At 64.2% G+C, this 18,833-nt stretch carries 17 protein-coding genes; 12 read left to right on the top strand and 5 right to left on the bottom strand.

Translation table 11 applies throughout. From position 1 onward, the window contains the following. Position 1 precedes the first annotated feature (1 nt). The 3 genes from NE609_RS12085 to NE609_RS12075 form a co-directional block, all read right to left on the bottom strand. On the bottom strand, positions 2 to 658 hold the full coding sequence (locus NE609_RS12085; RefSeq protein ID WP_256152639.1) for a sugar transferase: 657 nt from the start codon (positions 656 to 658) through the stop codon (positions 2 to 4). Positions 659 to 797: 139 nt separating this feature from the next. Further along, entirely contained in the window at positions 798 to 1,649 is an 852-nt protein-coding gene (locus NE609_RS12080; protein WP_256152638.1) for a hypothetical protein, read from the bottom strand. Beyond that, entirely contained in the window at positions 1,642 to 1,983 is a 342-nt protein-coding gene (locus tag NE609_RS12075) for a hypothetical protein (RefSeq protein WP_256152637.1), read from the bottom strand. The genes NE609_RS12080 and NE609_RS12075 overlap by 8 nt, the downstream gene beginning before the upstream one ends. Positions 1,984 to 2,202: 219 nt before the next feature. Between NE609_RS12075 and NE609_RS12070 the strand changes: the two genes are divergently transcribed. The 11 genes from NE609_RS12070 to NE609_RS12020 all read left to right on the top strand — a co-directional run bounded on the left by NE609_RS12070 (position 2,203) and on the right by NE609_RS12020 (position 14,781). Then, the gene (locus tag NE609_RS12070) at positions 2,203 to 2,868 is read left to right on the top strand and encodes a transcriptional regulator (protein WP_121586882.1); all 666 of its coding nucleotides are present in this window, start codon (positions 2,203 to 2,205) and stop codon (positions 2,866 to 2,868) included. Positions 2,869 to 3,328: 460 nt separating this feature from the next. Then, positions 3,329 to 3,703 carry a RidA family protein gene (locus NE609_RS12065; protein WP_121586883.1) on the top strand — a complete coding sequence of 125 codons (375 nt, stop codon included), beginning with the start codon at positions 3,329 to 3,331 and terminating at the stop codon, positions 3,701 to 3,703. Between the two features lie 23 nt (positions 3,704 to 3,726). Continuing rightward, complete coding sequence (locus NE609_RS12060) at positions 3,727 to 4,920, top strand: pyridoxal phosphate-dependent aminotransferase (RefSeq protein ID WP_256152636.1); 1,194 nt, start codon at positions 3,727 to 3,729, stop codon at positions 4,918 to 4,920. A 40-nt stretch (positions 4,921 to 4,960) separates the two neighbouring features. After that, positions 4,961 to 6,496 (top strand): ABC transporter substrate-binding protein, encoded by a 1,536-nt coding sequence (locus tag NE609_RS12055; RefSeq protein WP_256152635.1) that lies wholly within the window; start codon positions 4,961 to 4,963, stop codon positions 6,494 to 6,496. A gap of 33 nt (positions 6,497 to 6,529) precedes the next feature. Then, positions 6,530 to 7,501 carry an ABC transporter permease gene (locus NE609_RS12050; RefSeq protein WP_121586886.1) on the top strand — a complete coding sequence of 324 codons (972 nt, stop codon included), beginning with the start codon at positions 6,530 to 6,532 and terminating at the stop codon, positions 7,499 to 7,501. Then, positions 7,491 to 8,360 (top strand): ABC transporter permease, encoded by an 870-nt coding sequence (locus tag NE609_RS12045; RefSeq protein ID WP_243107438.1) that lies wholly within the window; start codon positions 7,491 to 7,493, stop codon positions 8,358 to 8,360. The genes NE609_RS12050 and NE609_RS12045 overlap by 11 nt, the downstream gene beginning before the upstream one ends. Positions 8,361 to 8,374: 14 nt before the next feature. After that, positions 8,375 to 9,337: an ABC transporter ATP-binding protein gene (locus NE609_RS12040; protein ID WP_121586887.1), complete on the top strand. Its 963-nt coding sequence runs from the start codon at positions 8,375 to 8,377 to the stop codon at positions 9,335 to 9,337. A gap of 15 nt (positions 9,338 to 9,352) precedes the next feature. Beyond that, the gene (locus NE609_RS12035; RefSeq protein ID WP_121586888.1) at positions 9,353 to 10,315 is read left to right on the top strand and encodes an ABC transporter ATP-binding protein; all 963 of its coding nucleotides are present in this window, start codon (positions 9,353 to 9,355) and stop codon (positions 10,313 to 10,315) included. 27 nt (positions 10,316 to 10,342) lie between these two features. After that, on the top strand, positions 10,343 to 11,566 hold the full coding sequence (locus tag NE609_RS12030; protein WP_256152634.1) for an amidohydrolase family protein: 1,224 nt from the start codon (positions 10,343 to 10,345) through the stop codon (positions 11,564 to 11,566). Positions 11,567 to 11,579: 13 nt separating this feature from the next. Then, positions 11,580 to 13,241, top strand: coding sequence for an amidohydrolase family protein (locus NE609_RS12025; RefSeq protein ID WP_256152633.1), 1,662 nt, complete (start codon positions 11,580 to 11,582; stop codon positions 13,239 to 13,241). A gap of 139 nt (positions 13,242 to 13,380) precedes the next feature. Then, complete coding sequence (locus tag NE609_RS12020; protein ID WP_256152632.1) at positions 13,381 to 14,781, top strand: MATE family efflux transporter; 1,401 nt, start codon at positions 13,381 to 13,383, stop codon at positions 14,779 to 14,781. Between the two features lie 51 nt (positions 14,782 to 14,832). On the opposite strand, the gene spoIVA is transcribed toward NE609_RS12020, so the two are convergent. Beyond that, positions 14,833 to 16,311, bottom strand: coding sequence for a stage IV sporulation protein A (spoIVA, locus tag NE609_RS12015; RefSeq protein WP_101549101.1), 1,479 nt, complete (start codon positions 16,309 to 16,311; stop codon positions 14,833 to 14,835). Between the two features lie 18 nt (positions 16,312 to 16,329). Next, complete coding sequence (locus NE609_RS12010) at positions 16,330 to 17,862, bottom strand: SPOCS domain-containing protein (RefSeq protein WP_256152631.1); 1,533 nt, start codon at positions 17,860 to 17,862, stop codon at positions 16,330 to 16,332. Between the two features lie 252 nt (positions 17,863 to 18,114). Here NE609_RS12010 and NE609_RS12005 point away from each other — a divergent pair, with 252 nt between their 5' ends. Beyond that, on the top strand, positions 18,115 to 18,789 hold the full coding sequence (locus tag NE609_RS12005; RefSeq protein WP_256152630.1) for a hypothetical protein: 675 nt from the start codon (positions 18,115 to 18,117) through the stop codon (positions 18,787 to 18,789). Positions 18,790 to 18,833: the final 44 nt, after the last annotated feature.

Below are 18,833 nucleotides of genomic sequence, written 5' to 3'. Positions count from 1 at the left end.
CCTAGACCGCGCACGCGCGGCGGAGCACCGCTCCCGCCGTTTGCCGCAGGATTTTCCAGTCGAGCGCCGGGCCGCAGTGCCCGGCGTAGAACAGTTCCATCTCCATGCGCGCCTCATAGCTCAGTCCGCCGCGGTCGTTCACCTGCCAGTAGCCGGTGATCCCCGGGCGCACCCCGAGGAGGAGCGCCCGGCTCGCGCCGTACCGCTCGAGCTCTTCCGCCACGACGGGGCGCGGCCCCACGAGGCTCATCTCCCCGCGCAGCACGTTGATGAGCTGGGGCAGCTCGTCCAGGCTCGTCCGCCGCAGGAAGGCGCCCACCCGGGTGACGCGCGGGTCGTCCGCGAGCTTAAAGCGCCGCTCGAACTCCCGCCGCTGGGCGGGCGTGAACCGCTCCGCCAATTCCCGCGCGTTCCGCGCCATCGTGCGGAACTTCCACACGCGCAGCGGCTTTCCGCCCATCCCGACCCGCTCGTGCAGGAAAAACGCGGGGCCGGGGGAATCAAGGCGCACGGCGGCGGCGATCAGCAGGAAGAGGGGCGCGAGCAGCAGGAGTCCCGCGGCGGAGACCGCCAGGTCGACAAACCGTTTCCCGGCGAGATAGGCCGTGCGCTCCCACCGCGCGGGGAGCGCAAGCGCATCGTAAAACGCCCCGTCCATCCCCGGCGCCCTCCTTTCCGAGCCTGTTTTCGACAAAAATCGTCATATAATACCACTATGATAATATGGGTCCGCCCGATCTGTCAAGGAAAGAACGCAAAAACCCCGCCGGGAGGAGACCTCCTCCCGGCGGGGTTTCTCAGCCTTTTTCCAGCGCGGCGATCACCGCGTTCAGGTCTCTCCGGCAGGAGGCGGTCAGCGTCCCGCCGTCCCCCCTGCTCAGGTTGACGGACGCGCCCGGCGGCACAAGCCTCTGCGTCTCCCCCGTGGCCTCCGTCGTCTCGAGCCGGTAGGGCTCGTATGCGGTCGCGGCCTTTCCGATCTCGATCTGCGGGGCCTCGATCGAGACGGACGCGCCGGCGGCCACCGCCAGCTTCACCGCGAATTTGAGGTCAATGATCTCCTCCCCGGCGGTGCACTTCACCTCGGTGCCGGTCACGTGGTAATAGCCCGCGCTGTTGTTGGAGATCAGCACCAGCCCGTTCGTGTCCGAGAGGCTCCGGCAGGAGAGGACGAAGGGGGTCCCCGCCGGGATGCGGCAGGGCACGCGCGGCGAGCCCGCGTCCCCGCTCTCCGGCTTGACGGCGCGCAGCGTGTCCCCCTCCACCGTGAAGATATTGCCCGCGAAGGCCTTTAGATCGAGCAGGTTTTTGCCGCGCATCTCGATTTGCGCGCCCGCCGGGACGCCCGTCACCGTCACGGCGCTGCCCGGGCGCAGCTTTTGCAGCGTGAGCAGCGTCCCCGTCTTCTCCTCCGTCAGCGCTTCCGCGAACCGCTCCTCCGCCTGCCGGAGCGCCTCTTCGACGGCCTCCTCCCGAATTTGCGCGATCTCCTCCGGCGTGAAGTAATCGACGCCGCGCACGGGCGTGTACCCGTCCGCACCGTCCCGCCCCGGCTCGCCCTGCGGGCCGCGCGGACCGCGCGGTCCGGCCGCCGAAGCGCAGCCCGTCAGCGGCGCGGGCGCGTCCAGAATCCCGGTCAGCTCAGGCATCGGCAATCGCCTCCAATACGGTGAAATCGCCGGCGGGCACGATCGTGAAGACGTTGCCCTCCCGGTCGGTCAGGCGCACGTCGTAACGGTAGTTCCCGAACGGGAACGCCCGCGTGTCCTCCGGCGCGAAGGAAAATACGGCCGCCCCCTCGGGAAAGTCCGTTTCGGCCTTTTGCAGCAGCGACTCCCGCTGCCGCGCGTCCGCCTTTACGGCCAGGCGGACGCATTCCCCCTCCGAAAAGGGGCGCGCCTCGCCGCCGGGGCCCTTGCAGCGCACCGTGAGGGTTCCGCTGTCGCCGCGCACGATGCTGATGTGGTAGTTTTGCAGTTTCACTACCCATCCCTCCTTTCACCCGTACCGCAGAAAAGGGGGAAAGTTGCAAAATCCCGCACGCCTACCCGCGGCCCAATATCAACAAATTTGGGCGTGCTTCCTTGTGCGATTATAATAATTCATTCAATAAAATATTTTTTACTATTGTAATCCAAAATGAATCCCGATATAATGGACAAATCAAGAGCTGCCAAACGAAGGTGCGGAAAAGAGGGCGTCATGGAAAAAGCAAATATCGCGCTCACGGAAGTCGACAAAATGATATTGGAGTCCTGCAAGACGGTCGTGGACGGGCTGGCGGACTATCTGGGCGACGGCTACGAATTCGTCCTGCACAGCCTGGAAAACCTCGACCAGTCGGTCATCAAGATCATCAACGGGCATTACACCGGACGCAAGGAGGGCGCGCCCATCACCGACCTGGCGCTGAACATGCTCTCCCGGATCGAGGCGGACGGCGACCACGGCTACATCTCCTACCGCGCGAAGAACAAAAAAGGAGAGCCCCTCAAGGCGACGACGATCATCATCAAGGGAGAGGACGGCCGCGCGATCGGCCTGCTCTGCATCAATTTTTACCTCAACACCCCCTTTTCCCGCGTCATCGAAAACTTCGTGGAGGAGTCCCAGTTCGCGCCCGGCTTTATCAAGGAGAGCTACGCCAGCGATCCGGACGAGCTGCTGCGGCAGGCTACGGTGAGCGCGAAGGAACGGGTCAACGTCGACGCCAACATCATCCCCTCGCAGAAAAACAAGGAGATCATCAGCATCCTCTACGGCCAGGGCATTTTCAAGCTCAAGGACTCTGTCATCAAGATCGCCGACATCCTCGGCATTTCCAAAAATACCGTCTACCTGCACCTGCGGGCGCTCCAGAAGAAATAGCGTTTGGCTGAACCATATTTCAGCGGTCCCGGCCGTCCGTTCCCCGGTCCCGGGAGCGGAGCAATAAAATAAATTTTATCGTGCGTCCCCGGCGGTCTACCCGCCGGGGACGCTTTTCGTTTTTGCCGCAATTTACATGATATGGAAATTTGATACCAAAATTTCATTGGAATGTCGAGGATTGGATAAAATATTTGTCGAATATTGCGATTGACTAAAATATTTTATAGCATTATAATTTAGAAAATGAAAAAAATTCTATCGTAGGAAAATCTTTCGCCGCCCGTGTGCCAAAACAATGACGTTCGCCCTCTTCGTTTTGGCACGCTTTTTTATACCGTTTTTCCAGCAATCTGTTTAAAATCTTCTTCCCTTTTCTTTTGAAACTATGTGATATCACAAGTTCTAAGCGCACATTCCCGCTCCCTCTCCAAAATCGATTGCAAAGGTGGTATGTCAAGTGGAAAAAATCGCAACCAACAACGCCCCGGCCGCCGTGGGCCCCTACTGTCAGGCGATCAAATCGAACGGCTTTATTTTTGTCTCCGGCCAGCTGCCGATCGACACCGGCAGCGGCAAGCTCCTGGAGGGCAGCATCGCCGACCAGACCGACTGCATCATGAACAACATTTCAGAAATCCTGCGGGAGGCGGGCAGCGGCCTGCACAAGATCGTCAAAACGACCATCCTCGCCAAAGACTTAACAAAATTCCAGGAGATCAACGAGGCCTACGGCCGTTTCTTCAAGGGCACCCCGCCCGCCAGAGCCTGCTGCCAGGTCGCGGAGCTGCCGAAAAACGCCGAGCTGGAGATCGAGGTCATCTGCGAGGCGTAAACCATCCGGAAGGAGAGAATACCGTGAGACTTTTCGACGACGGCGCGGTCAACCTCGACATCCTCAGGGAGCGCGCCTTCAACTACCGTTGGGCGGAAGTCCCCGACGGGGTGATCCCGCTGACGGCCGCCGACCCCGACTTCCCCGTCGCAAAGGAGATCACCGACGCGCTGATCTCCTACATCGGCGGCGGCTACCTGCCCTACACCCCCAAGCTGGGCATCCCCGCGTTCCGGGAGGCCGTCTCGCGGCACCTGCGGGAATGCAAGGGGGAGGAGGTCCCCGCCGACCTCGTGCTCCCCATCGACAGCGCCGCGCGCGGCATGTACGTGATCGCGCAGACGGTGCTCCGCCCGGGGGACGAGGCGATCGTCTTCGACCCGGTCGACTACCTCTTCAAAAACGCCGTCCTCGCGGCGGGCGCGACGCCCGTCTTCTTCCCGACGCGGATCGTGGACGGAAAAATCGATTTCAGCCTGCTGGAAAGCTATATCACGCCGCGCACCCGGATGATCGGGCTCTGCAACCCCCACAACCCGCTCGGCAAGGTCTATCCGCGGGAGGACCTCGAGCACATCCTCTCCCTCGCGGAGAAATACGACCTGTGGATCATGAACGACGAAATCTGGTCGGACATCACCTATGGGGAGGCGCCCTTCCTGAGCATCCTCTCCCTCGGCGCGCGGCGCAACCGCCGCACCCTGTCGGTCTACGGGTTCTCCAAGGCGTTCGGCGTGGCCGGGCTGCGCATCGGCTGCATCTACTGTACCGACCCGGAAATCTTCGGCCGCATCGTCGAGGAATCCGCCGTCATGACGACGGCGGGCGGCATCGCTTCGGTCTCCCAGATTGCGGGGACCGCCTGCCTCGAAAAGGCGGGCTACTGGACGAAGGAATTCCTCGTGCACCTGAAAAAGAACCGCGACTACGCGGTCGAGCGGATCAACGGGATGCGGGGGCTCTCCACCGTCCGGCCGGAGGCCACCTATCTTCTCTGGATCGACATCCGCGAGACGGGCATGGAAAACACCGCCTTCTGCGATTTCCTGCAGGAACGGGCGCAGCTTGCGCTCGTCGCGGGCTCGGAAAAGATGTTCGGCCCCGGCGGCAGGGGATACGTCCGCCTCTGCTTCGCCACCAGCCGGGCCATCCTGACGGAGGGCCTCGACCGGCTGGAGCGCGGGATGGAACTGCTCTGGCGGGAAAACGGCCGCTGACCCGGGATCGACCCAACCATCTGTGACTAGGAGGATTCAAATGAAAAAGATGAGATTATTGCGCACCTGCCTCGCCGCGGTCCTCTGCCTCTCCCTCCTGAGCGCCTGCGGAAAGAGCGCGGACGGCGGCGCCGCCGCCCCGGGCGGCAAGGATACCCTCGTCGTGGCGGTCGCCAACGAGCCCACCACGATGGACCCCTACGGCAAAAACGACAGCACCTCCGCCAACTTCAAGGTGCAGGTGTTCGACACCCTGCTGGCGCTCGGCCCCGACGGCGAAGCGGTTCCCTGCATCGCCGAGAGCTGGGAGTACACTGACGACACCACGCTGGTGCTGCACATCCGCGACGGGGTCGTCTTCCACAACGGCGACCCGCTGACCGCCGACGACGTCTTCTACTCGATCGGCCAGACGATGGCCAGCACCTACCTGCAGCCCTTCGTCGACGTCATCGACCTTGAAAAGTCGACGGTCGACGACGAGCACACGATCACCCTGCGCATGGCCCAGCCCTGCGGACCGCTTTTTTCCCAGCTCTGCTACGTCTATATCGTGCCGCAGAAGTACCACTCGGAAAAGGGCGCCGAAGCGTTCGCCGAGGAGCCCGTCGGCAGCGGCCCCTTCGCGCTGAGCAAATGGGTGCGCGGCGACCGGCTGGAGTACACCGCCAACGACCGGTACTGGGGCACCAAGCCCTCCGTGAACAAGCTCATCATGCGCGTCATCGCCGAGCCGTCGAGCCGCACGGTCGAGATCGAATCGGGCGGCGTGGATATCGCGATGAACATCTCCGCGAGCGACCTGCCGATGCTCGAGGAGAACCCCGACGTGCAAATCCTGCGAGCCGACTCCTACAACAACTGCTTCATCGGCTTCGACTGCACGCTGGCCCCCTACGACAACAAGCTCGTCCGCCAGGCGATCAGCTGCGCGATCGATAAGGAGAGCATCGTCCAGACCGTCTACGGTACGACCGGTTCGGTCGCCGACGGCCCGATCTCCCCGGCGATCTGGGGCTACAACCCCGGTCTCAAGCCCTACGCCTATGACCCGGAGAAGGCCAAACAGCTGCTGACCGAGGCCGGCTATCCCGACGGGATCGACGTGGTCATCACCACGAGCGACGCCCAGCTACGCATCGACATCGCCGAGATGGTCCAGAACCAGCTCGCGGCTGTCGGCATCCGCACCTCGGTCGAGGTGCTGGAGAACGCGACCTACCTCGACAAGATTGTCAACGGCGGCTTCCAGATGTACATTCTCACCTGGCCGACCTACACCGGCGACGCCGACTACGGTCTGAGCGACACCTTCCACACCGGCAGCGCCACCTGGGCCAATACCGCCCGCTACAGCAACCCCGAAGTGGACGCGCTGCTCGATATCGGCGCGAACACGATCGACCAGGACGCGCGACGCGACGCCTACTACAAGGCGCAGGAGCTGATCGTCGAGGACTGCCCGTGGGTCTTCCTCTGGAACAGCGAGGAGATCGCCGTGGCCCGCAGCAGCGTCCAGGGTCTCGAAGCGCCGCCCTCCGGCCGCTACTCCTTCAACAAGGTGACCTTTGCATAGCCCTTCGGCATGCGCCAGAAATGAGGTGACAACGTGTACCGGTATGTGTTAAAGCGGCTGCTCCTGATGATCCCCGTGCTGCTGGGCGTCACGCTGATCGTCTTTTCCCTGATGTACATCGCGCCGGGCGACCCCGTCCAGATGCTGTTGGGCGACAACGCCACGCAGGAGGACATCGACGCGCTCAACGCCAAGCTGGGGCGCGACGACCCCTTCGTCGTCCAGTACGTGCGCTATGCCGGCGGTATCCTGACCCGGTTCGATTTCGGCGAGTCCTATTTCACCGGCCGCCCCGTCATGACCGAGATCCTCGAGCGCTTTCCCAACACCGCCCTGCTGGCGGTGCTGGGGTGCGCCCTCTCGATCGTCATCGGGGTGACCTGCGGCGTCATCGCCGCGACCAGGCAGTACTCCATCTTCGACAACCTCGCGACGGCGACCTCCCTGATCGGCGTGTCGATGCCCTCCTTCTGGTTCGGGCTGCTGCTGATCATCTTCTTCTCCATCCAGCTGGGATGGCTGCCGGCCTCGGGTTCCTACGGGCCGCTCTACTTCGTCATGCCCGCGATCACGCTGGGGGTCAACGGCGCGGCCAACATCATGCGCACCACCCGCTCGAGCATGCTCGAGACGATCCGCCAGGACTACATCCGCACCGCGCGCGGCAAGGGGCAGGTCGAGCGGAAGGTCATCATCAACCACGCGCTTAAAAACGCCCTCATCCCGGTCATCACCGTCATCGGCATCCAGTTCGGCAACCTGCTCGGCGTCACCACCGTCCTGTGCGAAACCGTTTTTGCCATCCCCGGCATCGGCAAATACCTGATCGACAGCATCAAGACGCGCGACACGCCGGTGGTCATGGGATGCGTGCTCTTCATGGCGATCCTCTTCAGCTTCGTCAACCTCGGCGTGGACATCCTCTACAGCTACATCGACCCACGCATCAAATCCCAGTACCAAAAGATGAAAAAACGCAAGGAGGTGGCGGCAGTTGAAGCGTAGAAACGCCCTCCCCAAAAAGCAGGGGCTCTGGGGCGACGTGCTCCACCGGTTCCTGCGCAACCGCATGGCCGTGTTCGGCGCAATCGTCATGATCCTGCTCATCCTCTGCGCCCTTCTCGCGCCGCTGATCGCGCCCTACGGCTACGACGACCAGGACGCCTCCATCGCCAAGCAGCCGCCCGGACCCGGGCACCCCTTCGGCACCGACAACTTTGGCCGCGACATCCTCAGCCGCATCATCTACGGCAGCCAGATCTCCCTGCAGGTCGGCCTGATCGCCGTGGCGATCGGACTGCTGATCGGCGGCACGCTCGGCACGGTCGCCGCCTTCTACGGAGGAAAGTTCGACACGGTGATCATGCGCTTCATGGACGTGCTGATGGCGATCCCCGGCATGCTTCTGGCCATCGCGATCGCGGCCTCCCTCGGCACCGGACTGCGAAACATGATGATCGCCATCGGCCTTGCCAACGCGCCCGGCTTCGCGCGCGTGGCGCGCGCGGCGGTGCTCACCGTCAAGGACAACGAGTACATCGAGGCCGCCCGGTCGATCGGGGCGGGGGACCTGCGTATCATGCTCCGGCACATCCTTCCCAACGCGGTCGCCCCGATCATCGTGCAGTCCACCCTCGGCGTGGCGGCGGCCATCCTCTCCTGCGCCACCCTCTCCTTCCTCGGCATGGGCATCCAGCCGCCGCAGGCCGAGTGGGGCGCCATGCTCTCGGCGGCGCGCCAGTATCTGCGTTACGAGCCGTATATGGCCGTCTTCCCCGGGCTCTTCATCATGATCACGGTATTCTCCCTGAACATCGTCGGCGATGGCATCCGCGACGCCATCGACCCGCGTCTCAAGGATTGACGGAGGTGACAGGCATGAACGATCTGCTTCTGGAAATCAAGAACCTCACCGTGCAATACCGCACCCGCAAGGGGAACGTCGAGGCGGTGGGCGGCATCGACCTCAACCTCCGCAGGGGCGAGACGCTCGGGCTGGTCGGGGAGACGGGCGCGGGCAAGACCACGACCGCGTTGGCCATCATGCGGCTGCTGCCGGTGCCGCCAGCGGTCGTACCGAACGGAGAAATTTTCTTCGAGGGGCGGGATCTGCGCAAGCTCTCCCCCAACGAGGTGCGCAAGGTGCGCGGCGAAAAGATCTCGATGATCTATCAGGACCCGATGACCGCCCTCAACCCGATCATGACCGTCGGCGAGCAGATCGTCGAGATGATCCGCCTGCACGGGAAGACGGGCGCCGCCGAGGCGCACGTCAGGGCGTGCGAGATGCTCGAGATGGTCGGCATCCCAAGCGAGCGGTTCGGCGAATATCCCCACCAGTTTTCGGGCGGGATGAAGCAGCGGGTCGTCATCGCCATCGCGCTGGCCTGCAACCCGTCGCTGCTCATCGCCGACGAGCCCACCACCGCCCTCGACGTCACCGTGCAGGCTCAGGTCATGGATATGATGAAGAAGCTGAAGCAGGAGCTCGGGACTTCGATGATCCTCATCACCCACGACCTGGGCATCGTGGCGGAGACCTGCGACCGGGTCGCGATCATGTACGCGGGCGAGATCATCGAATCGGGGAGCGCGGAGGACATCTTCGAGCGCACCCGCCACCCCTATACGGTCGGGCTGTTCGGCTCGATCCCCGACCTCGACGAGGAGCGGGACCGCCTCCAGCCGATCCCTGGGCTGATGCCCGACCCCACCGACCTGCCCGCCGGGTGCAACTTCGCTCCCCGGTGCCCCTACCGGACCGCTGCCTGCGAAAAGGAGCCGCCCGCACCGCGGCGCCTCTCCGACACCCACACCGTCCGGTGCATCCGTGAAATATAGACAGGAGGCGTTTTGATGGGAGCGCTGCTAGAGGTAACCGATCTCAAAAAATACTTTAAGGTCCCGCAGGGCGCGCTGCACGCGGTCGACGGCGTGAGCTTTTCGCTCGGCGAGGGCAAAACGCTGGGCATCGTCGGGGAGTCGGGCTGCGGGAAGTCCACCCTCGGCAGGGTGCTCGTGCACCTGCTGGAATCCACCGGCGGCATGGTCCGGTTCGAGGGGCGGGACATCACCCGTCTGGACAAAAAGGAGCTCAAGCATTCCCGCCGCAACATGCAGATGATCTTTCAGGACCCCTACTCCTCGATCAACCCGCGCATGACGGTCTCGGAGATCATCGCCGAGCCGCTGGACATCTACCAGGCGTGCGCGAACAGGGAGGAGCGGAACCGGAAGGTCGCCGCCCTCATGGATACGGTGGGGCTGGCCCAGCGGGTGGCGGACTCCTACCCGCACGAGTTGGACGGCGGCCGCCGCCAGCGCATCGGCATCGCCCGCGCGCTTGCCCTGAGCCCCAAATTCATCGTCTGCGACGAGCCGGTCTCCGCGCTGGACATGTCCATACAGGCCCAGATCCTCAACCTTTTGCAGGATTTGCAGAAGGAGATGAACCTCACCTATCTGTTTATCACCCACGACCTGTCGGTCGTCAAGCACATCTCCAACGACATCGGCGTCATGTATCTTGGGAACATGGTGGAAAACGCGGGTTCCAAGGAGCTCTTCGCCCACCACTACCACCCCTACACCAAGGCGCTGCTTTCCGCCATCCCGCGCCCGAAGCTGCACCAGAAGCAGGAACGCATCCTGCTCAAGGGGGAGATCACCTCCCCCATCAACCCCAAGCCGGGCTGCCGCTTCGCGCCGCGCTGCGCCTACGCGAAGGAGCGGTGCCATTGCGAGCAGCCGCAGCTGGAGGAGGTCTCCTGCGGCCACCAGGTCGCCTGCCACTACGTGCGGGAAATAAACTCCCTTTAATCTCGGACAAAAAAGAAGGTATTAGGCATGATATTGACTGCGAAAACCATCGTCACCGGCGACGGCGAGACCGTCCTGCGCGGCCACGCCGTACGGATCGATGAAACCGGGAAGATCGCGGAGGTCTCCCCCCGCCAGGCGCTTGCCGCCGCGCACCCGGAGGAGCAAATCCTCGACTTCGGCGACGCCACCATCCTTCCCGGCCTCATCGACATGCACATCCACCTCGGCAGCTACATCCACTACCCCGACGCGCTGCGCTTCAACGACCACCTCATCGCCTACAAGGCGCTCTACGCCGCGCAGTCGGCGCTGACGGTGGGCGTCACCACCGTGCGCGACATGTCCTCCGACCACCTGCTCTGCGAAAAGCTGCGCTACGCGGGCCAAAAGGGCTATGTCACCATCCCGCGCATCTTCCACTGTGACCGCGGGCTCACAATGACGGGCGGCCACGGCGACCAGATCACCAATCTCAAAAACGAGTGCGAGGTCGCGGACGGCGTGGACGAGATCCGCAAGGTCATCCGCAAGCAGCTGCGGGCGGGCGCCGACTGGATCAAGCTGATGAGCAGCCACCGGGTGATGACCCGGCCGGAATACACCCAGGAGGAGCTGAACGCCGCGGTCGAGGAGACCCACCGGCTCGAGCGCAAATGCGCCATCCACGCGGGCGTCGGCCCGTCGGTGGGCATGGCGATCGAGGCGGGCTTCGACACGATCGAGCACGCCACCTACCTGACCCTCGAGCAGGCCGCCGAGATGAAGCGCAAGGGGCTCGCGTGGATTCCCACGATCATCACCTACACCGACGCCTACGACCGCTATAAGGACGCGGACGGCAATCCCGGCCCCGACGCGCCGCTGCCGGTGCGCAGCTTCTGGAGCTTCTTTAAGAGCGCGGCGGAGAGCTACAAGACGAACTTCAAGGCGATCTACGACCTCGGCGTCACGATCGCCGCGGGCACCGACATGGTGCTCTTCGGCGCGCCGCCCGCGCCGGTCGCCAAGGAGCTAGCCTTCATGGTCGACTACGGCATCACGCCGGTGCAGGCCATCCGGCTGGGCACCCATAACGGCGCCAAGCTGCTCGATATCGACAACACCGTCGGGCTCGTGAAGGCGGGGCTGAACGCCGACCTGCTCGTCTGCGACGGGGACGCCTCCGCCGACATCCGCAGCCTCCAGCGGGTCCGCCGGGTCCTCATGAGCGGCAAAACCGTCTACCGGCCGGAAGCGCCGGAATGCTGAGGAGGGATTACAGATGGTAGACGTTCTCATCAAAAACGCGTTCGTGGTCGACGGCTCGGGCCGTCCGGGCTTCCGGGCGGACGTGGCCATCAAGGGCGACACGATCACCGGCGTGGGCGACCTGCGGCACCTCGGCGCCAAGCGCACAATTGACGCGGAGGGGCTTGTCCTCTCCCCCGGCTTTATCGACGCGCACGCCCACTCCGACTTCGCGATCATCCACAACCCGCCCTCCCACAGCCAGGTGGCGCAGGGCGTGACGACCGAGGTGTCCTGCAACTGCGGCAAATCCCCCTTCCCCGTGCTCCCCAACCCCCTGCCGCTCAAAAACATCGCGGACACCGTCTGGACCACCCCCAAGGACTACTGGAAGAGCGCCGCCCACTACTTCGAACTGCTCAAGACGCAGGGCATCGGCATCAACACCTTCCCGCTCGTGGGCCACAACTCGGTGCGTGCCAAGGTGCTCGGCATGGACAACCGCCCCTGCACCGACGACGAGCTGCGCCGGATGAAGGAGCTCGTGGTCGAGGCGATGGAGCTGGGCGTCCCCGGCTTTTCGAGCGGGCTCACCTACACCCCCGGCATGGGCGCGACCAACGAGGAGATCGTGGCGCTCGCGCAGGTCGTCTCGGAGTACGGCGGCATCTACACCACCCACATGTCCAACTATTCGGGCGCGGGTATTGAGAAGGCGATGGATTTCGCGGTGGAGACCGCCTGGAAATCGGGCATGCGCCTGCAATTTTCCCATGTGGCGCCCCACGGCGAGGAGCTCTACGGCAAGGGCCAGTGGCTCTCCGACCTGATCGGCGGCTACCGGGCCCGCGGGGTCGACTGCTACGCGGACGTCCCCTCCTACCCGACCATCGGCGTGTGGTGGGGTCCGCGCGCGATCTTCCCCGGCTGGCTCTACAACTGGAAGAAGCCCTGGCCGCAGCAGATCAGGGAGATCCAGGACGCGATCCGCGACCCCGAGCAGAACGCCCGCATCCGCGAGCATATCGCAAAGGTGATCGCCGGGGACAAGACGAGCTTCCTCGGGCAGTTCTTCACCTTCCACAACTGGGATTCGATCTTCCTTTTCGAGTGCCGGCCCGACTCCCCCTATCACAAATACGTCGGCCAGTCGGTCCAGCAGATCGCCGACGCCGAGTGCATGGACGGCACCGACCTCTATTTCGACCTCTGCCTCAGGGAGGGCGAGGCGCTCTCGACCGTCAACATCCTCGAGAAGGAGGAGGACCGCAAGGCCTTCTTCCAGTCCCCCTGGACGATGTTCGGCTCGGACATCTACGCGATCGACGCGGAGCATCCCGACGCCTGCTTCTCCCGCTTCCAGATCCACCCGCGCAATTTCGGCCACGCGATCTACGTGATCGAGACGATCGTGCAGAAGAACCGCTGGCTCACGCTCGAGCAGGCCATCCACAAGATGTCCGGCCTCACGGCTAGCCACTTCAACATGCACGACCGCGGGTTCATCCGCAGCGGCTACAAGGCGGATATCACGGTCTTCTCGCTGGAAAACCTGCATGAGAGGGCGACCTTCCTGCACCCCATCGCCTACCCGACGGGCATCGAGCATGTCTTCGTCAACGGCGTCGAGACCTTCGCGAACGGCCGGATGACCGGCGATCTCGGCGGCGTGGCGCTCTTAAACAAGCCGCACTGATCTCATCGGAAGGGCCCCCGCGCGCCGCGGCGCGCGGGGACCCTTCTTTTCGCGGTAAATGGATTGTATTCCACGAAAAAGCGTGCTATAATGGCTCTCACGCGGCACAAATCAAACGAGGTGGGGAGGGGTATCGGCGGTGGTTCGGCAGGAGACGGCTTCCGGGAACGGCATCACGGAAGGCGTGATCTGGAAGCAGCTGCTCATCTTCTTTTTCCCCATCCTCTTCGGCACCCTTTTCCAGCAGCTCTACAACACCGCCGACGCGATCATCGTGGGGCGGTTTGTCGGCAAGGAGGCGCTCGCCGCCGTGGGCGGGAGCGCCAGCGTGCTCATCAACCTGCTGGTGAACCTCTTTGTGGGGCTTTCGTCGGGCGCGACCGTCGTGGTCGCGCAGGCCTACGGCGCGCAGGATTACGAGGAGGTCGGCCGCACGGTGCACACCTCGGTGATGCTCGCGCTCACGGCGGGCGCGGCCATGACGCTGGTGGGGCTTCTGTGCGCGCCCGCCGCGCTGCGGGCGATGGACACCCCCGCGGAGACCATGGCCGACTCGATCGTCTACCTGCGGGTCTACCTGCTCGGCATCATAGCCTCCTTCCTCTATAACATCGGCTCCGCCGTGCTGCGCGCGGTCGGGGACACCCGGCGGCCCCTCTATTTCCTGATCGCCGCCTGCCTGCTCAACATCCTGCTCGACCTGGCGCTCGTGCTGGGGCTGGGGCTCGGCGTATTCGGCGTGGCGCTGGCCACCCTCCTTTCGCAGATCCTCAGCGCGCTGCTGGTCCTGGTCACCCTCCTGCGGTCCGACTGGCCGCTGCGCCTCAACCGGAAGGAGCTGCGCTTCACCGCCTCGTCCCTGAAGGGCATCCTCCGCGTCGGCATCCCCGCCGGCCTGCAGGCGGACATGTACGCGATTTCCAACGTCATCCTCCAGTCCTGCATCAACGCGTTCGGCACCGTCACGATCGCCGCCTGGACCGCCTACGGCAAGATCGACGGCTTCTTCTGGATGATCCTCTCCGCCTTCGACGTGTCGATCACCACCTTCGTGGGACAGAACTTCGGGGCGCAGAAATATTCCCGCATCCGTAAGAGCGTGCGGGTCTGCCTCGTGATGGCGTTTGCCACCGCCATCCTCTCGAGCGTGCTGCTCTGCCTCTTCAGCCGCCAGCTCTTCGCGATCTTCACCGCCGACCGGGCGGTGGCGGAGGCGGGACGGCACATGATGCTCTTTTTGACGCCCTTTTATTTCACCTACGTCTGCGTGGACATCCTGTCGGGCGCCATCCGCGGCACCGGCGACTCGGTCCTCCCGATGATCATGACCTGCGGCGGCGTGTGCGTGCTGCGGGTGCTGTGGGTCTTCTTCGCGCTGCCGCTGCACCGCACGATCGACATGGTCATCGTCAGCTACCCGATCACCTGGACGCTGACCTCCCTGCTCTTTATCGCCTACTACCTCCAGGGGGGCTGGCTGCGCCGCCGCATCGCGAGGGCCGGCTTCCCGCCCGAGGAGCGCGGCAAAAAAACCGAATAAAACGCAAAATCGCCCGCCCGCGAAGATTTTTCGCGGGCGGGCTCGTTTTTTCTACAGGATGATGCAGATGAGGCCGGTGCAGCCCTCGTTGATGATCCGTTCGACCGTCTCCTGCAGCTTGATGCGGGCGTCGGACGGCATCCGGTAGAGCTTGTTGTGCAGGCCCTGGTTGACCAGCTCGTGCAGGCTCGTGCCGAAGATGTTCGACTCCCAGATCTTCTGGGGGCTCTCCTCGAACTCATGCAGCAGGTAGTGCACCAGCTCCTCCGACTGCTTCTCCGAACCGACGATCGGGCTGACCTCGGTGGTGATGTTCGCCGCCATCATGTGGATGGAGGGGGCGCTTGCCCGGAGGCGGACGCCGTAGCGGCCGCCCTGCTTGACGATCTCCGGCTCCTCGAGGGAGAGCTCCTCCAGCGAAGGCATCACGATGCCGTAGCCGGTGGCCGCCACCTCGTCGAGCGCGCATTTGACCTTGTCGTATTCCTTCTTGACGGCGGCCAGGTCGATCATGCAGGGCATGAGCGCGCTCTCGTCGGGGATGTCGAGGCCGGTCGCCTCGCCGAGGATGCGGTAGAAGAGGTCGCTCTGGAGGTCCACGCTGACCTCGGCGCTGCCGCTGCCCAGGTCGATCGAATCGACCAGCACCCGGCTGACGTATTCGCAGCCTGAAAGGGTCATGATCTTCCCCTTGAGCGCGCCGATGTGCTCCACCCCGTCGGCGGCCTCGCGGATGGCGCCGTACAGCTCGGCGCGCAGCCAGTGGTCGGGGGCGAGGGAGGTGACCCAGCCGGGCAGGGTGATCGCGGCCTCCCGCACCGGGAACTGGAAGAGCACGTCGGAGAGGATGACGCGGATGTCCTCCTCGGCGAGGTTCAGGCAGTTGACCGCCACGACGGGCACCGCGTAGCGCTCCTCCAGCTCGGCCCGCAGCGCCTGGGAGGCGGGGGAAGCCGGGTCGGTGCAGTTGAGCAGCACGACGAAGGGCTTGTTGATCTGCCGCAGCTCGGTGATCACGCGGACCTCCGCCTCCTCGTACTCGCTGCGGGGGATCTCGCTGATACTGCCGTCGGTGGTGACGACGAGCCCGATCGTGCTGTGCTCGTTGATGACCTTCTGGGTGCCGATCTCGGCGGCGAGGTTGAAGGGAATCTCCTTCTCGAACCAGGGGGTCACCACCATGCGGGGCTGCTCGTTTTCGATGTAGCCGAGCGAGCTGGGGACGATGTAGCCCACGCAGTCGATCATCCGCACGTTGAAGGCGGCGTTGTCCGCGAGGGTGACCTTGACGGCCTCCTCGGGGATGAATTTGGGCTCAGTGGTCATGATCGTGCGCCCCGCGGCGGACTGGGGCAGCTCGTCGGTGGCGCGCTCCCGCGCGAACTCGCTGCCGATGTTCGGGATGACGAGCGTCTCCATAAAACGCTTGATGAAGGTGGATTTTCCGGTGCGCACCGGCCCCACCACGCCTATGTATATGTCACCGCCGCACCGTTTGGCGATGTCCTGGTAGATCTTCTGTGCCTCCATTGTTTCCTCCCCTTTCCGTTATTTCATCGGGATGAGCAGCAGCTGGCGTCCTTCCAGGACGTCCCCTTCAAGCTGGTTGCCCGCCTGAATGGCCGCGACCGACGTGTTGTAGCGTTTGGCGATCTCCCACACCGGCTCCCGTTCACTGGCATAATAGAGGTAGAGGACATTGTCCCGCCGGGTTTTCGCGCGCGTCTCGTCAACCGTGACGTCGCACACCACCGTCCTGCGGTAGAGGCTGCACACTCCCCCCCAGATGCGCACCGGGCAGCGCACCTCCAGCTTCTCATGCCCGCTCATCGTGAAGGCCGCCGTCCCCGCCGAGGTGTTCGGGGAGAACACGAGCGTCTCATAGGAGCCGCGCAGGGCGATGCGGTGGCTGTATTCGCGCGCCTGGTCGTAATAGGCGATCTCCCCATTTGCCTCGCAGACGAACATGCACACCGTCATCTTCCCCGTCACGACGGCGCAGTCCTCCTCGATCTGGACGGTGGGCGCGCCCGCCGTGCACCACACGTCGACGATGCTGCCCGCGTCGGGCGGCAGGTCGAGCGTCTCCTTGTACATGCAGGTCTCGTCGACCGTGTCGATCAGGCGCAGCAGCGGCACCTGCCGGACGGTGGGCTTGCACTCGTAGCTGGTGGAATAGCAGTCGCACACCGCGTCGAGCTGCATCCGCCGGTAGGCCGACGCGCAGGCGTTGAGCGACACGTCGAGCGTGAAGGCGCGGTTCTCCCCGTCGGCGTTGGCCTTGGGGGTCACGTCGAGGGAGCACACCTCGTACCACACGCTGCACGAACAGTCCTCGTCCACCCCGTCCAGGTCGATCACCTGGCTCAGCGGCAGCGCATACTCCATGACCTCGAGCTTTTTGGCGTCCTCCTCGCACTGGTAGACCACCTTGACGGTGATCTCCCCCTTGGTGACGAGCTTGCCGGTGATCGCCTTGTAATCGGTGACCTGGGCGGAGGCCGACGCGCGGATGACCGCGCCCACGGCCGGCTTCCCATAGCCGAGCTCGACCTCCTCGCGCACGCTCGCCTGGCGCATGACGCGCGGCAGCACGCAGGCGTTCTCCGCCGTGTCGGGGCAGAGCTGGAGCCCCGCGCCCTCGGCGGCGACGAGGACCTCCTCCTCGGTCTGGCCGGTCACCCGCACGTTCATCGTGACCGCGCCGCGCATATCGAGCCGGCGGGAGCTGACCGCGCGGCAGTTGAAATAGTCGACGCTCTGGGTGACGCACACCGAGGGGTTCTGGGGGGCGCACCGCAGCTCCACCACGCGGGTGTAGGGGATTTTATATTCCGCGTGGCGGATACAGCCGTTCTCGTCGAGGTAGTAGAGGTGCGCCATCGCCATGCCGTCCACCGAGAGCTTGTCGCCGTTCACTGCGGTCAGGAGCAGGGACGGGACCACCTCACAGCGGAGGATTTTCTGGATATCGGGGCAGTAGTCGGGCAGCAGCACGTCACACTCGAGCGGCTGTTCCACGACGCCGTCGTATATGGTCTCGTTGATGCTTACCGTCTGTTTTTGCAGATTCAGCTCCATAGTATTACCCTCTCCTTCTGTTTGCTACCACCAATATATGTCCAGCCCTCCCCGAATATGCTCTCCCCGTCCGCCTTTCCGCCGCGTTGCGGCGCGGATGGGGAAATCCTGCCGAGACTTGACTATTCCGGCCAGTGTGGTACAATATCGGCATGGCAAAACCGGCGGCGGACCCTCCCGCCGCTTCGATTCGACACATCCCGGCGCGACAACACGCCGCGTTATTTTTTTCGGAAGGAACGTGAAATGCCTATGAACCGGACTTTGAAAATTCTGGGCGCCTGCGCCCTGGCCCTGATGCTGACCCTTTCGCTTGCCGCCTGCGGCGGCGGCGCTCCAGCCGAGGCGTCCTCCTCCGAGGTCTCCTCCTCCGAGCCCGAGCCGGAGAGCTCCGAGCCCGCGTCCTCCGAACCCGCCGAGCCGCTGACCGAAGAGGAATACGGCGCGCGGATCACCGAAATCATGACGGGCGTGCAGGAGAAGGCGATCGCCTTCCAGCAGCTCGACCCGAACGAGGAAGGTTATATGGGCGAGGCCGTCGCGCTGATGGACAGCCTGAGCGACGCCTTCTCCGAGGTGGGCGCGCTGACCCCGCCCGAAATCCTCGCGCCGCTGCATGAGACGCTCGCGGCCGCCGCGCCCCGCGTGCAGGAGGCCGCCGACCTCTACGCCGAGGCCGCCGCGATCGACCCGAACGACACCGAGGCGCGCAAGGAGAAGGTGGACGAGGCCAACCAGAAATACGCCGAGGTCCTCCAGGAGATCCAGGGCACGCTGATGGTGATGTCCCAGCAGGAGGCGGGCGACGGAGGCGAAGCGGGCGGCGAAACCGACGGCGCCGGGACCGGCGGCGGGAACGCCGCGGCGAATCCCCCGATCATCATCCACAGCGCCGACGGCACGGCCGGCGCGGTCATGATCGGCTGATAAGAAAAAACGAATCAAAAAGCGGGGGGGGGGGGGGGGGGGGG

It is taken from the genome of Anaerotruncus sp. DFI.9.16 (genome assembly GCF_024461615.1).
Classification (GTDB): Bacteria; Bacillota; Clostridia; order Oscillospirales; family Ruminococcaceae; genus Anaerotruncus; species Anaerotruncus massiliensis.
The sequence above is the reverse complement of the archived record's forward strand: the minus strand, read 5'-3'. Positions and strand labels throughout refer to the sequence as shown.

What these genes read in the sequence shown, in the direction of transcription:
- NE609_RS12085 (WP_256152639.1), bottom strand. Translation starts at nt 658, where the DNA reads ATGGACGGGGCGTTTTACGATGCGCTTGCGCTCCCCGCGCGGTGGGAG.
- NE609_RS12080 (WP_256152638.1), bottom strand. Translation starts at nt 1,649, where the DNA reads ATGCCTGAGCTGACCGGGATTCTGGACGCGCCCGCGCCGCTGACGGGC.
- NE609_RS12070 (WP_121586882.1), top strand. Translation starts at nt 2,203, where the DNA reads ATGGAAAAAGCAAATATCGCGCTCACGGAAGTCGACAAAATGATATTG.
- NE609_RS12055 (WP_256152635.1), top strand. Translation starts at nt 4,961, where the DNA reads ATGAAAAAGATGAGATTATTGCGCACCTGCCTCGCCGCGGTCCTCTGC.
- NE609_RS12040 (WP_121586887.1), top strand. Translation starts at nt 8,375, where the DNA reads ATGAACGATCTGCTTCTGGAAATCAAGAACCTCACCGTGCAATACCGC.
- NE609_RS12035 (WP_121586888.1), top strand. Translation starts at nt 9,353, where the DNA reads ATGGGAGCGCTGCTAGAGGTAACCGATCTCAAAAAATACTTTAAGGTC.
- NE609_RS12030 (WP_256152634.1), top strand. Translation starts at nt 10,343, where the DNA reads ATGATATTGACTGCGAAAACCATCGTCACCGGCGACGGCGAGACCGTC.
- NE609_RS12025 (WP_256152633.1), top strand. Translation starts at nt 11,580, where the DNA reads ATGGTAGACGTTCTCATCAAAAACGCGTTCGTGGTCGACGGCTCGGGC.
- spoIVA (WP_101549101.1), bottom strand. Translation starts at nt 16,311, where the DNA reads ATGGAGGCACAGAAGATCTACCAGGACATCGCCAAACGGTGCGGCGGT.
- NE609_RS12010 (WP_256152631.1), bottom strand. Translation starts at nt 17,862, where the DNA reads ATGGAGCTGAATCTGCAAAAACAGACGGTAAGCATCAACGAGACCATA.
- NE609_RS12005 (WP_256152630.1), top strand. Translation starts at nt 18,115, where the DNA reads ATGAACCGGACTTTGAAAATTCTGGGCGCCTGCGCCCTGGCCCTGATG.